The organism is Luteimonas sp. YGD11-2, from assembly GCF_004118975.1.
Classification (GTDB): Bacteria; Pseudomonadota; Gammaproteobacteria; order Xanthomonadales; family Xanthomonadaceae; genus Luteimonas; species Luteimonas muca.
The window spans coordinates 2973639-2988619 of sequence record NZ_CP035376.1; the positions used below are offsets into that span (position 1 = coordinate 2973639).

The following is a 14981-nucleotide window of genomic DNA, read 5'->3' on the forward strand; positions in this document are numbered from 1 at the left end:
GTCCGGACGGGTGCAGCCGGTCCGGGGCAGGCCGCACGGAACCGGCGAGAAAGCAGTCCGTTCCACAGGCGCACCGGTCATATCACCCGGATCAGCGCGAACATCCGGTTGTGGCCGTTGTACTTCGCGGGCGACGCCTGGCAGGGCGGCCGTCAGCGCCGCCGGCGCGATCCCGTCGTCGGCTGCGGGTTGCGGCGCCGTTCCTCCAGCTGGCGGGCCGCGGCGGCGTGCTCGTCGCTCAGCTTGAGGAAATTGGCGAAACGCGCCGGATCCAGCGTCCCGGCCTGCACCGCCGCGCGTACCGCGCAGCCGGGTTCGTTGCAGTGGCCGCAGTCGCGGAAGCGGCACTGTTCGGCCAGCGCTTCGATGTCGGTGAAGTTCTCGGCGATGACTTCCTCGCCGGTGGGTTTGAGCTCGCGCATGCCCGGCGTGTCGATCAGGCAGGCGCCCGACGGCAGCGGGATCAGCGCGCGGTGGGTGGTGGTGTGGCGGCCGCGGTCGTCGGACGCGCGGACCTCGCCGGTGCGCATGCGTTCGCGCCCGAGCAGGGTGTTGGTGAGCGTGGACTTGCCGGCACCCGAGCTGCCCACCAGTACCGCGGTCACGCCAGCGCCCAGCCACGGCGACAGTGCCGCCGCGCTGGCGGCATCGCGTGCGTTGACCGCGATCACCGGCACGTCCGCGCCCACCACCTCGGCCAGCGCCGCGCGCGCGGCGTCGACCTCGGCGGCGTCGTGATCGGCCTTGGTCAGCACGATCAGCGGTTCGGCACCGCCGCCGCGCACCAGCAGCAGGTAACGCTCGATGCGGCGTGGATTGAAGTCGCCATCCAGTCCGCACACCACGAGCACCCGGTCGATATTGGCGGCGATCACCTGCTGGCGGTAATGCTCGCCGGCGGCACCACGCTTGATCACCGTGCGCCGCGGCAGCAGCAGCACCACGCGCCCGTCCTCGACCAGCACCCAGTCGCCGACCGCGGCACGCTGTTCCGGCGGGCAGCGCGGCAGCTGCCATTCCGGCAGCGACTCCACGCCGACCGCTTCGTCCGGCGCCTGTGCGACCAGATACCCGGTGCGGTGCTGCTCGACCACGCGCGCCGGCGCGGCCTGCGGATGCGCGGCCATCGCCTCGCGCCAGGGGCCATCGGGTACGTCACCGGCGTGCGGCCAGCCGATCGCCCGCAGCGCGGCGTGGGCGGGGGTATCGATGGCGGAGGCGGTCACGCGCGGGCTGTCAGGAAATCCATGCGCGCAGTTTATGCGCCCGGCGCCCACACCGCCGCACGCCCGTGGCTGGCCGACCCGCAAGGGGTTTTCCGCTAGGCTTGGCCACGCCCCACTTCCCGCACGCGCCTGCCCGATGCCCAGCCTCAAGACCCGCGAACGCCTGTCCGAAGTGCGCTACGAGATCCGCGGTGAGCTCGCCCGCCGGGCCCGCGAGCTGGAAGCCCAGGGCCGCACGCTGATCAAGCTCAACATCGGCAATCCCGGCGCATTCGGGTTCCGCGCGCCGGCGCACCTGCAGCGCGCGATCGCCGACCACATCCACGACACCGATCCCTACACCCACCAGCAGGGGCTGCCGGCCGCGCGCGAGGCGATCGCCGACGTCCACCGCGCCCGCGGCACGCCGGACGCCTCCCCGGAACGGGTGTTCATCGGCAACGGCGTCAGCGAGCTGATCGACATCTCGCTGCGCGCGCTGCTCGATCCCGGGGACGAGGTGCTGCTGCCCTCGCCCGACTATCCGCTGTGGTCCGCGGCGACGATCCTCAACGACGGCCGCCCCGTGTACTACCGCTGCCAGGCCGACAACGGCTTCCTGCCCGACCCCGACGAGATCGAGGCACTGGTATCGCCGCGCACGCGGGCGATCGTGCTGATCAACCCGAACAACCCCACCGGCGCGGTGTATCCGCGCGCGCTGCTGGAGCGCATCGTCGCCATCGCGGCCAAGCACCGCCTGCTGCTGATGTCCGACGAGATCTACGACGGCATCCTCTACGACGGCGCGCTGTTCGAGCCGCTGGCGCCGCTGGCCGGCGACGTGCCCTGCCTGTCGTTCGGCGGGCTGTCGAAGGTGCACCGCGCCTGTGGCTGGCGGGTCGGCTGGGCGGTGCTGTCGGGTGATCCGCTGGCCAGCGGCGACTACCACCACGCGATGGACCTGCTCGGCGCACTGCGCCTGTGTGCCAACGTACCCGGGCAGTTCGCGATCGCGGCGGCGCTGCACGGCACCGACACCATTGGCGCGCTGTGCGCCCCCGGGGGTCGCCTGTACGAGGCGCGGCGCGCGGTGATCGAAAGCTGCGCGGCGAGCCCGCACCTGTCGCTGCACGCGCCGGCCGGTGCGCTGTACGCATTCCCCGCCGTATGCGGGGCGGCCGCCGAAGGTTTCGACGACCACGCGTTCGCGCTGGAACTGCTGGAAACCGAGGACGTGCTGGTGGTGCCCGGGTCGAGCTTCAACCTCGCCGAGCGCAACCGCTTCCGGGTGACCCTGCTGCCGGAACCGGCGCAGGTGCGCGAGGTGTTCGGCCGCATCCACCGCGTGCTCGAGCGACGCGCTGCGGCGGTGCGCGACACGGACGACCACGTGGCGGTGGCCTGATGATCGACAACGGCAACCACATCGCGATGCTGTCGCTGGGCGACAGCTACACGATCGGCGAGGGCGTGGCCGAACACGAACGCTGGCCCGGGCAGCTGGCCGCGGCGTTGCGCGACGAAGGCATTCCGGTGGCGCCGCCGTACATCATCGCGCGGACGGGCTGGACCACCGACGAACTCGACGCCGCGATCGACGCCGCCGGCATCACCGGCAATTACGGGCTGGTGACGCTGCTGATCGGCGTCAACAACCAGTACCGCGGGCGCAGCGTGGACGAATACCGCGAGCAGTTCGATGCACTCCTGCAGCGCGCGATCGGCTTTGCCGGCGGCCGCGCCGACCGCGTGCTGGCGCTGTCGATCCCGGACTGGGGGGTGACCCCGTTCGCCGCCGACTCCGGCCGCGACACCCGGCATATCGCCCGCGACATCGATGCCTACAACGCCACCGCCGGCCAGTGCTGCAAGGCGCGCGACGTGGCCTGGGTGGACATCACCTTCGCCACCCGCATGCGCGACGCAGCGCGGATGCTGGTGGCCGATGGCCTGCATCCATCCGCGGAGATGTACGCGCAATGGACCGCGCTGGCGCTGCCCGAGGCACGCCGGCTGTTGACTGCATGACCCCGGCGCTGCCGGACAAGGACTCCCACGCATGACCCATACCGCCGGCGCCATCGCCGCCGATCACGGACGCCCGCTCGAACCCGCGCGTGCGCGCAGCATCGCCCGCGCGTTCGCCCCCGCGCACCCGCTGGGCAACCGCCACGACTACTACTACACGCTGATCAAGCTGCGCAGCGACCCGCTGTATCCGGGCGTGCTTGCCGCGTTGCGTGGTACCCGCGAACCGGTGCTGGACCTCGGCTGCGGGCTCGGCCTGCTCGCGCATGCGCTGCGCCAGGACGGGCAGTCGATGCCGTATTACGGGGTCGATATCGACGCCGACAAGATCGGCCGCGGCCGCCGCGTTGCCGCGCGCAGCGGGCTGGCCGACGTGCACTTCGATGTCGTCGACCTGGCACGGACCACGCCGTCGCATGCCGGCAGCGTGGCGATCCTCGACGTGCTGCAGTACCTGCAGCAGCCGGCGCAGCAGGCGCTGCTGTCGACGGTGGGCGCGATGCTCACGCCCGGCGCGCGGCTGGTGATCCGCACCGGGCTGTCGGAGGAAAGCCGCCGCGGCCGCACCACCCGCATCGCCGACCGCCTCGCCAGCCTGGTCGGCTGGATGCAGGAACGCGCGCGCTGCTACCCGACCCGCGACGGCCTGGAGGCGATGCTGGCCACTGCCGGACTGCGGGCGACCTTTGCACCGCTGTACGGCAACACGCCCTTCAACAACTGGCTGGTGGTTGCGGAGCGGGCCGGCGATACCGCGGCGCCCTGACGCCAGGCGCCCGGGCCGCGGAGGTGATCGGCCGACTCAGCCCTTCAGCCGCTCCGTCACCGACGCACGCAGCGCATCGAGGTCGGCGGCGAACGCCCTGATGCCGTCGCGCAGCTTTTCCGACGCCATCGCATCGGCCTCGAGGTCGGCAGCGAAACGTTCGGCATCGACTGCGGTGCGCGGCTCGTCGTCGGGCGCCTCGGGCACCAGCACCCGCGGGAGATCGCCATGGTCGGCATCGAGCGCCTCCAGCAGCTCCGGCGAGATCGTCAGGCGGTCGCAGCCGGCCAGCGCCTCGACCTGCGCGGCGGAGCGGAAGGAGGCCCCCATGACCACGGTCTTCGAGCCGCGGCGCTTGAACTCGGTATAGACGTCGCGCACGAAGCGCACGCCCGGGTCGTCGTCGATGCTGGCCGGCGTCTCGCCGCGGGCGACGTGCCAGTCGAGGATGCGGCCCACGAACGGCGAGATCAGGAACGCGCCGGCCTCCGAGCAGGCGATCGCCTGGCTCTGGTTGAAGATCAGCGTGAGGTTGCAGTCGATGCCCTCGCGCTGCAGCTGCCCGGCGGCGCGGATGCCTTCCCAGGTGGCGGCGATCTTGATCAGCACGCGGTCGCGCTTGACGCCGGCCGCCTCGAACAGCGCGATGAACGCACGCGCCTTGGCGACCGTGGCATCGGTGTCGTAGGCGAGGTCGGCATCGACCTCGGTGGAGACGCGCCCGGGCACCAGCCCGCTCAGGTGCACGCCGACGCCGATGGTCAGGCGGTCGACCACGCCGTGTGCGGCTTCGGCCGGATCGCCGCCCTGCGCACGCGCGGCTTCGAGTTCGCGTTCCACCAGGTCGGCGTACACCGGCAGGTCCAGCGCCTTGCGCACCAGGGTCGGGTTGGTGGTGCAGTCGACCGGCTTCAGCCGCTCGATCGCGCCCGCATCGCCGGTATCGGCCACCACGACGGTCATGTCGCGCAGCTGCGCGAGCTTGGACGGGCGGGCGGTGGCGGGTGCGGACATGACGGACTCCTGCGGAATGGGTCCATCACGATAGCCGCTGGGCTGTCATGGCGGAACATGCACCCCGGTCGCGGCAAACGCATCGGCACGTGCGCGGTCGCCGCATGTCGGCCCGCGGGCGCATTGACGGCGACGGCGGGTGCACTGGTGCAGACTGGCGGCGCACCGCCGGCCCCGGCAGCCTGCCGCGGCCATTCCTTCCGGCAGTCCCGTTGTCCACGACAAGGAGCCCGTGATGAGCATGCCCACGTTGCCGCAGGCGCTGTACAAGGCCAACCTCGACCTCTGGTTGCGGATCGGCGAACTGCTGGAGGACAACCGCGCGCAGTGGACCGCGCTGCTCGCGCGCGAGCTTGGCGATGGCGCCGTGCCGGGTCTCGACGCCCTGCGCCAGGGCGACTGGCAGGCGCTCGCATCGCTGCCGGCGCAGGTGCTGGAGCGGCTGTCGTCGCAGGGCCTGGGCGAGCTGCAGGCCACCGCGCAGACCGCGCTGGGCGGGCAGATGAATTTCGCGACCGGGTTCCAGGCCGCGCTTGCGGAATGGCAGCAGGCCACCGCTGCTGCGCTGGGCGAGGCCGGCGCCGGTACGGGCGACCTGCAGTCGGTCATCGAACAGGGCCTGCAGGCATTTGGCGCTGGCACGACCACGCGCGGCACGTCCTCCACGACAGACGCACCCGCAGATGCCGCGGCGACGGCAGCGGCCGGGCCTGCGACGGGCGCGGCCCGCAAGGCCGCGGCACGGCCACGCAGCAAAGCCGCGGCGAAGAAGGTGCCCGCCACCGCCACGAAGGGCTCGACACGGGAGGCCTCCGGCAACAACGACAGCGGCAAGCAGGCGGCACGCAAGGCCGCCAAGCGCGCGGCACCGCGCAAGGCGGCGAAAGCCGCAAAGGCAACCAGAACGCCCGCGAAGCGCGCCCGCTCCCACTGACCACCGCCTTGCCGCGGCCGCGACACCGGCGATGCCAGCCTGCATGCCCCACATCGAGGATGCAGCCATGACCAGGGACACCCGCGAACCCGCCCCGGAATCGCCGGAACAGACGCAGGACCGCAACGATGCCGTCGCCTCGCGCGGCGGGCCGGCACTGCGCGACCCGCGCTCGCAGGCGGCACTGGACAACGTCGGTCTCGACGACCAGGCCAACCTGCTCGACCCGGAACTCGACGACCAGATCGGCGACGACGGAGACGGCCCGTCGTTCATGGACGACGTGCGCAGCGACGTCGGCCGCGGCAACAACGGCGAGCCACGCTGAACGATCCTGCCGGGGTGCCTTGCCCCTCTTCTGCGAAGCGGGAAGCGGGCAGGGCGCGGCGGGAGTATCCAAGCGATCCGCCCGCCATCGCGGACGACGCGGGATCAGCGACCTTCGGCAGTCCCGACGAGCGTGGCAGCTGGTGATGATCGGGTGGCACCGGCGGCCATCCCGTCGTGGACCATCATCGCGCCCGACAGCGCCTCCGGCAGCACGCTCGCGTAACCCAGCACATCCAGCCGCTGCAGCAGCAGGTCGATCATCTCCACGCTGCGCCCATGCGGCGCGCCCTCGTGCAGCAGCACGATCGCGCCGGGTGCGAGGTCGCGTTCGATCAGCGCGACCACCTCGGCGGGATCCGTGCGCACCGCGTCGTAGCCGCGCGCGCTCCAGGCCACGCGGGTGAGCCCGGCATCGCGCAGCGGAGCCGCCACGAACGGATTGGTCATCCCCACCACCGAACGGAACCAGCGTGGCGGCTGTCCGCACAGCGCGGTCAACGCGGCCTGCGCACGCAGCACCTCACTGCGCATCCTCCGCGGGCCGAGCGCCCAGAACCAGGCCTGCGGATGGGTATGGCTGTGGTTGCCGATGCCATGGCCGCGACCTGCGATCGCGGCCACCAGGTCCGGACGCGCCAGCGCCCGCTCTCCGACCAGGAAAAATGTCGCCTTCGCACGGTGGCGGTCGAGCAGATCGAGGATCGCAGCGGTGTCGTCGGAGGGGCCATCGTCGATGGTCAGCCACACCCGGCGATCGTCCACCGGCAGCCGCGCCAGCACTGGCGCATATACGCGCGAACGGGGCCGGAACACGGGCACCAGCACCAGCGCATGCGAGACCAGCATGGCCGGCAGCCCGGCAGGCCAGCCCCAGGCCAGCCAGATCGCCAACACCAGCAGTTGCGATGCACCGACCCACCACAGCCACGCGTGCGGGCGACGCGGCACGCGCGAAAGCTGCGGAGCCGTCGCTTCGGCGGCGGTTGACGGGGGCCGCACTGTTTCCCGGGCGCTCATGCCCGGATGATGCCACGCGGGTAAAATACGCGGTTCTTCCGCAATGCCGAGCCGCTGCCATGACCCTGTCCCCCGCTGTGCGCGAGCGCATCGAATCCCTGCTGCAGTCCAACAAGGTGGTGCTGTTCATGAAGGGACAGCCGTCGATGCCGCAGTGCGGCTTCTCGGCGAAGGCGGCCGGCATCCTCGGTGACCTCGGCGTCGAGTACGCCCACGTCAACGTGCTGGCCGACGCGGAGATCCGCGAGGGCATCAAGGCCTACGGCAACTGGCCGACGATCCCGCAGCTCTACATCGACGGCGAGCTGGTCGGCGGCAGCGACATCATCGAGGAGATGGCCGGTTCCGGGGATCTCAATACCGCACTCGGCCTGCCCGCACCCGACCGCACCCCGCCGGCAAACGTCACCGTGACCGCCGAAGCCGCGAAGATGCTGCGCGAGGCGCTCGACGGTGCCGGCAGCAACACCGCGCTGGCGCTGTCGATCGACGGCCGCTTCCAGCCGCGCTTCCAGATCGCGCAGGCCAGCGACGGCGCGATCGCGGTGGAGAGTGCGGGCATCCGCATCCAGTTCGATGCCGCCAGCGCGCGCCGCGCCGACGGCATCACCATCGACTGGGTCGACGACGTGCGCGGCAAGGGCCTGGTGGTGGAGAACCCCAACGCGCCGAAGCCGGTGCTGCCGCTGGTGCCGGCCGAAGCCGATGCACAGGTGCGCGCGGGCACGCTGACGCTGGTCGACGTGCGCCCCGCCGAAGAGCGCGCGCAGGCCGCGGTGAACCTGCCGTTCGAGACCCTCGACGACGGCAACCGCGAGCGCCTGGAAGCGCTGCCCAAGGACACCGCGTTGGCCTTCCTGTGCCACGGCGGCGTGCGCAGCCGCCAGGCCGCCGAGCATTTCCACGCGCTGGGCTTCACCCGCGTGCACAACGTGGAAGGCGGCATCGACGCCTGGTCGCAGACGGTTGACGCCTCGATCCCGCGCTACTGATCCGCGCCACGCGGCAGGCGACATCGGTGGCACACGGAGGGCAGTCGCGAAAGCGGCTGCCCTTTTTGATGTCCGCCCGATCGGGAAGTGCTCATGGAGTCCGTCCTGCGGACTGTCGGGCAGTGGCTGCTCGGAGTCGAAGCTGGTCCACCGCGCCACAAGGGGATGCCCAGCCGGATATCGCCGCGTCTGCTACCACGGCGGTCGGCCATCCAGGGCCGCGACAACAGTCGCCCTTTTCGACGTTCGCTCCCCGCTAGGTGGGGGCAGCGGCAGCCCACCGCGGCCGCAGGGGGATGCCCAGCCGGATATCTACGCGTCCTGCTCCCACATCCGGCCGCCGGCCATCCATGGGTCGTGACAACCGCTGACCTCTTCGGCGTCCGCTATCCCACCGAGGGACGCTCAGTGGGGTCATCGCAGCCCACCGCGGCCACAGGGGGATGCCCAGCCGGAAATCTCCGCGTCCTGCTCCCACATCCGGCCGCCGGCCATCCATGGCCGGCTCTGGACATCCCCCTGCGGCCGCGGCGGGCCCCGGACCGTCATGGCGTCCGAAAGAAGGTCAACGGCGAAGAAGGTCAGGCTGTCGCGGCAGGCTTTGGCTGCCGCCGCTCTCCGTGACGCCTGAGGAACGAAGAACCGGAGACTGATAACCGCTGAACGCACGAGCGTGGCTCGGTTGCAGGAGACGCCGGCAGCACCGCTGTTGCTCTCCGTGCCGGAGCGGGCGAATGCAGGAGGCCCGTCGCGTGCACCGGGGGGTGTGCTCCCAGCCGGCCATGGATGGCCGGCGGCCGGCCGTGGTAGCTGGACGCGGACTCCGGCCGGGGGAGCACACCCCCCGGTGCACGCGACGGGCAGCGCGGACCATAACGAAGCTCCCCACGCGCACTGACGCACGACCAGTCCAGCAGTTGCCGTCGCTCGAATCCGCGATCCCGAACCCGGACCCCGGAACCCGGAACCCGGAGAACAGCCTCCGCAATTCCTCAGAACCCGCCGCCTGCATCCAGCCAGGCCTGCTCGTCGGCCGTATTCACCCGCCCGAGTGCGGCGTTGCGATGCGGGAAGCGGCCGAAGCGTTCGATGACGTCCAGGTGCGCCAGCGCATAGCGGTCGTACTCGGCGTTGCCGAGGGTGCGGAACAGCCGCACCGCCTCGTGCTGGTCGGCCAGGACTTCCGAATGCTCGAACGGCAGGTACACGAACGCACGCAGGTCGGCGTCCACCTGCAGGTCCATGCCACGTGCGACCGCACAGCGCGCGTAGTGCAGCGCCAACCCGTCGGTGGCGAACGCATGCCCGCTGCCGCGGAAGAGGTTGCGCGGGATCTGGTCGAGCAGGATCAGCAGCGCGACGAGGCCCTCGGCCGTGTCCTGCCAGTGCGCATGCTCGCGACGCGCCGCGGCGTGGTGCGCGTCCAGGAAACGCAGGCATTCGCGATCGAATGCCTCGCCGCCGTTGAACCACTTTCCCGCGCCCGCCTTGCGCCAGAACGCCACCACCTCGTGTGGGGGGTTCATCGCGTGCTTCCGTCACGCGCCGGGTGGTGCGCCCAGTCGCTCGTGGTGCCGTCGCGGCCCACGAGTTCCACGGTGAATGCCTGGCGGCGGCCGTCGGGCATCTCCATCCCGGGCGATCCGGCGGGCATGCCGGGTAGCACCAGCCCGCGCGCCTGTGGACGTTCCTGCAACAGCCTGCGGATGTCGGCGACCGGCACATGGCCCTCGATGAGATAGCCATCGATGTGCGCGGTATGGCACGAACCCTTCCCGTACGGCACGCCCAGCTGTTGCTTGATCGGCCCCATGTCATCGGTGTCGACCACCTCCACCGGCACGCCCGCACGGCGCATGTGCTCGATCCACACCACGCAGCACCCGCAGGACGGGCTCTTGTGGACGGTCATCGTGGGCCACGCGAATGACGCGGCAGCGGTATCCGCCCCGGCGCTGCCCCGATCCGCAGCTGGCGGCGCAGCGGATGGGGCCTCTGCGACGGGTGCTGCGATCATCGCCGCGGGCCGGGCGGATTCTTCCGCACAGGCGGAAAGCGAGAATGCCGCGAGCGCAGCGGCAAGGGTCAGGGTGTTGTGATTCATCGGCAGGCTCCGTGATGCGCTATTCGTCGAACCGCAGGTGCCGCACCGACTTGCCATGGCGGCGGATCAGCCGCAGCGCCTCGATGCCGACCTGGATGTGGTTCTCCACGTACTCGGCGCTGACCTTGGCATCGCTGGCCTCGGTCTTCACCCCTTCCGGCACCATCGGCTGGTCGGACACCAGCAGCAACGCACCGCACGGGATGCGGTTGGCGAAGCCGGCGGCGAAGATGGTCGCGGTCTCCATGTCGATGGCCATGCAGCGCAGCCGGCGCAGGTAGGCCTTGAACTCCTCGTCGTGTTCCCACACCCGGCGGTTGGTGGTGAACACGGTGCCGGTCCAGTAGTCGTGGCCGAGATCGCGGATGGTGGTGGAGACCGCACGCTGCAGCGCGAACGCCGGCAGCGCCGGCACTTCCGGCGGCAGGTAGTCGTTGCTGGTGCCGTCGCCGCGGATCGCCGCGATCGGCAGGATCAGGTCGCCCAGCTGGTTCTTGCGCTTGAGGCCGCCGCACTTGCCCAGAAACAGCACCGCTTTGGGCGCGATCGCCGACAGCAGGTCCATCATCGTCGCCGCGTTGGGGCTGCCCATGCCGAAGTTGATCATGGTGATGCCGTCGGCGGTGGCGCTGGGCATCGGGCGGTCGGCGCCGACGATTTCCGCGCCGGTCAGGCGCGCGAAATGGGCCAGGTAGCCGCCGAAGTTGGTCAGCAGGATGTGCTCGCCGAAGCCGTCCAGTGGCACGCCGGTGTAGCGCGGCAGCCAGTTGTCGACGATCTGGGACTTGTCTTTCATGCCATCTCCTTTTTGCGCCCCATTCTAGGTCGCGGCGCGCGACACCCGCGTCGCGCGGCCCGCCACCGCTGGAACAGTGCGGGTCGTCGCACGTCCATGACCAACGTCAGGTTGGCAGCCCCCGCGGCAGCGGATAGCGTTGACGGTTCGACGTCCCGGGGAACCACCGATGCTCAAACCACTGTCCGCGGCGCTGGCCGCGGTGCTCGCGATCGCGTCCGCGCCCGCCTTCGCCAACGAGGCGCCGCAGGGTGCCGCGCGCTTCGCCCACGATCCCTACCCCAGCACCTATGCGCCGATCGCCAGCGCGCCGGTGCTGATCCGCGGCGCCACCGTGCTGACCGGCACCGGCGAGCGCCTCGACGGCGCCGATGTGCTGCTGGTGGGTGGCCGTATCGAGGCGGTCGGCCCGGGCCTGCAGGCCCCCGAGGGCGCGACCGTGGTCGACGGCACCGGCAAGTGGGTCACGCCCGGCCTGGTCGACGTGCACTCGCACCTGGGCGTCTACCCCAGCCCCGGCGTGCGTGCGCACTCGGACGGCAACGAGATGACCAACCCCAACACCGCCGCGGTGTGGGCCGAGCATTCGGTGTGGCCGCAGGATCCGGGTTTCGCCGCCGCGCTGGCCGGCGGCGTGACCTCGCTGCAGATCCTGCCCGGCTCGGCCAACCTGTTCGGCGGCCGCGCGGTGACGCTCAAGAACGTCGCCGGCACCACCATGCAGGACATGAAGTTCCCGGGTGCGCCGCACGGGCTGAAGATGGCCTGCGGCGAGAACCCCAAGCGCGTCTACGGCCAGAAGGGCGGCCCGGCCACGCGCATGGGCAACATGGCCGGCTTCCGCGCCGCCTTCACCGAGGCGGCCGAATACCGCACCCGCAACACCCCGGCCGAAGAGGCGCCGCGCCGCCGTGGCCGCAACAGCGGCAGCGAGAACGGCAACGGCAATGGCGCCGGCAAGCGCGACCTGCGCCTGGACACCCTGGCCGGCGCGCTCAACGGCGACATCCTCGTCCACATCCACTGCTACCGCGCCGACGAGATGGCCAACATGATGCAGCTGGCCAATGAATTCGGCTTCGAGATCGCCGCGTTCCACCATGGCGTGGAGGCCTACAAGCTCGCCGACGACCTCGCCCGCGAAGGCATCTGCGGCGCGCTGTGGGCCGACTGGTGGGGCTTCAAGATGGAGGCCTTCGACGGCATCCAGGAGAACGTGGCGCTGGTGGACCGCCCCGCCAACGGCTGCGCGATCGTGCATTCCGATTCCAGCGAGGGCATCCAGCGCCTCAACCAGGAAGCCGCCAAGGTGATGGCCAGCGCACGCCGCGCCGGCATGGACATCGCCCCCGAGCGCGCGATCACCTGGGTCACGGCCAACCCCGCCCGTTCGATGGGCATCCTGGATGAAACCGGCACCCTGGAGCCCGGCAAGATGGCCGACGTGGTGGTGTGGAACCGCGACCCGTTCTCGAGCTACGCGCTGGCCGAGCACGTCTATATCGACGGCGCGCGCGTGTACGACCGCAACGACCGCAACCGCCAGCCGGTGTCCGACTTCATGCTTGGCCAGTCCGCCGGAGGTGCCCGATGAGCCGCCGCGTTCCCGCCCTGCTCGCCGCGGCGCTGTCCGCGGCACTGGCATTGCCCGTCGCCGCGCAGGACCTGCTGATCCGCAACGCCACCGTGCACACCGCCACCGCGCAGGGCACCCTGCACAACACCGACGTGCTGGTGCGCGCTGGCCGCATCGCCGGGGTCGGCAACGGCCTCGCCGCCGGCGGGGCGACCGTGATCGACGCCGCGGGCAGGCCGCTGACGCCGGCGCTGTTCGGCGGCATCAATGGCCTCGGCATCGAGGAGGTGTCGGGCGAGGAGACCACCAGCGACGGCCGCCTCGCACTGGGCGACGGCGCCAAGGACATGGTGGTGCGGCCCGAGTTCGACGTGACCCTGGCCTACAACCCGGATTCGATCCTGCGCCCGGTGGCCACCGCCGAGGGCATCGGCTTCACCCTGCTGGCCGCCGGCGCCACCTCGGGCGGCTCGATCCTCGCCGGCCAGGGCGCCGCCATGCGCCTGGATGGCGGCATCGACCCGGCCGGCCCGCGGGTGCTGTTCCTGCAGCTGGGTGCGCGCGGCGCTGAACTCACCGGCAACTCGCGCGCCGCGCAGTGGATGCTGCTCGACCAGATCATCGACGAGGCACGCGGGCGCATCCCCGCCGGTTCGCATGTGTCGCTGCTGACGCCGGCGGGCCGCACCGCGCTCACCCGCTACTTCGACGGCAACGGCCGCGTGCTGGTGGCGGTGGACCGCGCCGCCGACATCCGCCAGCTGCTGCGCTGGTCCAAGCGCCACAACCTGCGCATCGCCATCGCCGGCGGCAGCGAGGCCTGGCGCGTGGCCGGCGAACTGGCCGCCGCCAACGTGCCGGTGTTCGTCGATCCGCTCGACAACCTGCCGGCCGGCTTCGACCAGTTGCATGCCTCGCTGGAAAACGCCGCGCGCCTGCAGGCCGCCGGCGTGCAGGTGTCGTTCGCGCAGGCCAGCGATGCCGCCCACAACGCACGCAAGCTCCGCCAGCTGGCCGGCAACGCGGTGGCCAACGGCATGCCCTGGGACGCCGCGCTCGCGGGGCTGACCCGGGTGCCGGCGGAAACCCTGGGCGTGGAGGGCGTGGGCACGATCGCCGTGGGCCAGCGCGCGGACCTGGTGCTGTGGACGGGCGATCCGCTCGACGTCATCCACACCGCCGAGCAGACCTGGTTCGACGGCCGCGCCATCCCGATGCGCTCGCGGCAGACGGAGCTGCGTGATCGCTACATGCAGCAGGAATCGCCGCGCGAGCAGGGCGGGCTGCCGCGCGCCTACGGGCGCTGAAGCGGCGGTCGGATGCGCCTGCCCCGCCCTCACCCGCTCCGGGGTGAGGGCGGGTGACGGCTGGCACGCGGGCACCCCCGGGCCAGTCGGCGCATGAGCCCGTCGCCCCGGGGCAAGGAGCTCCGCCCGCCGGGCGGATACCTCGCCCACCGCGCCCAGTGGCCGGCCCCCCGGGCTCAACGCTCGGCACGCCGGGGTCAATGCTCGGCACGCCGCGTTCCGGGCTCAATGCTCGGCCTGCCGGGTTCCGGGCTCCGCCTGCCGGGCTCAATGCTCGGCCCGCCGCGTTCCGGGCCCCGCGCACCGGGCCCGGAATTCGGCGCGCCGGGCTGCAGGCTTGGCGCGCCGGGCAGAAAGCCCGGCCGGCGGAGCTCCGGGACCGGGACCCGGAGCTTCGAACCCCGGCCGCGGAGTTCCGAACCCGGCCGGTGGACAACATTTGTCCAACGATCGGGTTTTTCGCCCGAGTCGCGGGGCTCCGGGGCCGGCGTGCCGGGTTCCCGGACGTGGCGGTTGGACGGAATTTGTCCATCGCCGGAGCTCCGGGCCCGGCCTGCCGTGATTTCCGGTGCTTCCCTCAACTCCAGGACGGTGTCGTAGGGCCGAGGTAACCGTGCGCGCGTGGCCCGGTTGGGCGCGGCGCCGGCCATCGTGCGCACGGGGGCGTCGTCTTCGCTCTTCTCCACGCGGCGGTGGTAGCGCAAGGCCTGAGTGCCGTGTGCTCGGTGCCGGGTGCCGGTTCGGTTCTTCGATTGGCGTCGCGTTGTCCGTCGCGCGCACCGGGGGGTGTCCTCGCTCGTCTCCACGCGGCGGCTTTGGCGCGACGCCGGAGTGCCGGGTGCCGGTGAGGGGCTTCGTTCGGCGTCGCGCTGCCCGTCGCGCGCACCGGGGGGTGTGCTCCCCCGGCCG

At 71.6% G+C, this 14981-nt stretch carries 13 protein-coding genes and 1 pseudogene; 8 read left to right on the forward strand and 6 right to left on the reverse strand.

From position 1 onward, the window contains the following. Positions 1-206: 206 nt before the first annotated feature. A pseudogene (gene rsgA / locus ERL55_RS13715) lies at positions 207-1226 on the reverse strand (ribosome small subunit-dependent GTPase A); the annotation flags it as partial. A gap of 136 nt (positions 1227-1362) precedes the next feature. Here rsgA and ERL55_RS13720 point away from each other — a divergent pair. From ERL55_RS13720 to ERL55_RS13730, 3 genes are read left to right on the forward strand one after another with little or no spacing between them, the layout of a single operon-like run. Further along, a complete protein-coding gene (locus tag ERL55_RS13720) occupies positions 1363-2613 on the forward strand; it encodes an aminotransferase class I/II-fold pyridoxal phosphate-dependent enzyme (RefSeq protein ID WP_129136919.1) in 1251 nt (416 codons plus the stop codon). Beyond that, positions 2613-3236, forward strand: a complete 624-nt coding sequence (locus ERL55_RS13725; protein WP_129136920.1) for an SGNH/GDSL hydrolase family protein — start codon at positions 2613-2615, stop codon at positions 3234-3236. The genes ERL55_RS13720 and ERL55_RS13725 overlap by 1 nt, the downstream gene beginning before the upstream one ends. 31 nt (positions 3237-3267) lie before the next feature. After that, positions 3268-4002 (forward strand): methyltransferase domain-containing protein, encoded by a 735-nt coding sequence (locus tag ERL55_RS13730; RefSeq protein WP_100324194.1) that lies wholly within the window; start codon positions 3268-3270, stop codon positions 4000-4002. 36 nt (positions 4003-4038) lie between these two features. Here ERL55_RS13730 and ERL55_RS13735 read toward each other — a convergent pair whose 3' ends face one another. Beyond that, the gene (locus tag ERL55_RS13735; RefSeq protein ID WP_129136921.1) at positions 4039-5016 is read right to left on the reverse strand and encodes a transaldolase; all 978 of its coding nucleotides are present in this window, start codon (positions 5014-5016) and stop codon (positions 4039-4041) included. 235 nt (positions 5017-5251) lie between these two features. Between ERL55_RS13735 and ERL55_RS13740 the strand changes: the two genes are divergently transcribed. Together ERL55_RS13740 and ERL55_RS13745 are read left to right on the forward strand one after the other, a co-directional pair. Beyond that, positions 5252-5950, forward strand: coding sequence for a hypothetical protein (locus ERL55_RS13740; RefSeq protein WP_129136922.1), 699 nt, complete (start codon positions 5252-5254; stop codon positions 5948-5950). 67 nt (positions 5951-6017) lie between these two features. Continuing rightward, positions 6018-6278 (forward strand): hypothetical protein, encoded by a 261-nt coding sequence (locus tag ERL55_RS13745; RefSeq protein ID WP_129136923.1) that lies wholly within the window; start codon positions 6018-6020, stop codon positions 6276-6278. Between the two features lie 104 nt (positions 6279-6382). On the opposite strand, the gene ERL55_RS13750 is transcribed toward ERL55_RS13745, so the two are convergent. Further along, positions 6383-7297, reverse strand: a complete 915-nt coding sequence (locus ERL55_RS13750) for a polysaccharide deacetylase family protein (protein WP_129136924.1) — start codon at positions 7295-7297, stop codon at positions 6383-6385. Between the two features lie 59 nt (positions 7298-7356). Between ERL55_RS13750 and grxD the strand changes: the two genes are divergently transcribed. Further along, entirely contained in the window at positions 7357-8289 is a 933-nt protein-coding gene (gene grxD, locus ERL55_RS13755; RefSeq protein ID WP_129136925.1) for a Grx4 family monothiol glutaredoxin, read from the forward strand. Between the two features lie 992 nt (positions 8290-9281). Here grxD and ERL55_RS13760 read toward each other — a convergent pair. Genes ERL55_RS13760 through ERL55_RS13770 form a run of 3 tightly spaced genes read right to left on the reverse strand, consistent with a single transcriptional unit; the run spans position 9282 to position 11189 of the window. Then, on the reverse strand, positions 9282-9815 hold the full coding sequence (locus ERL55_RS13760) for a DUF924 family protein (RefSeq protein ID WP_129136926.1): 534 nt from the start codon (positions 9813-9815) through the stop codon (positions 9282-9284). Beyond that, entirely contained in the window at positions 9812-10393 is a 582-nt protein-coding gene (locus ERL55_RS13765) for a DUF411 domain-containing protein (protein WP_241685783.1), read from the reverse strand. The genes ERL55_RS13760 and ERL55_RS13765 overlap by 4 nt, the downstream gene beginning before the upstream one ends. A 19-nt stretch (positions 10394-10412) precedes the next feature. Continuing rightward, on the reverse strand, positions 10413-11189 hold the full coding sequence (locus ERL55_RS13770) for an AMP nucleosidase (RefSeq protein WP_129136928.1): 777 nt from the start codon (positions 11187-11189) through the stop codon (positions 10413-10415). A 169-nt stretch (positions 11190-11358) separates the two neighbouring features. Between ERL55_RS13770 and ERL55_RS13775 the strand changes: the two genes are divergently transcribed. Both ERL55_RS13775 and ERL55_RS13780 read left to right on the forward strand, forming a co-directional pair. Then, positions 11359-12783, forward strand: coding sequence for an amidohydrolase (locus tag ERL55_RS13775; RefSeq protein ID WP_129136929.1), 1425 nt, complete (start codon positions 11359-11361; stop codon positions 12781-12783). Beyond that, a complete protein-coding gene (locus ERL55_RS13780; protein WP_129136930.1) occupies positions 12780-14072 on the forward strand; it encodes an amidohydrolase family protein in 1293 nt (430 codons plus the stop codon). Before ERL55_RS13775 ends, ERL55_RS13780 begins: the two co-directional genes overlap by 4 nt. Positions 14073-14981 lie beyond the last annotated feature (909 nt).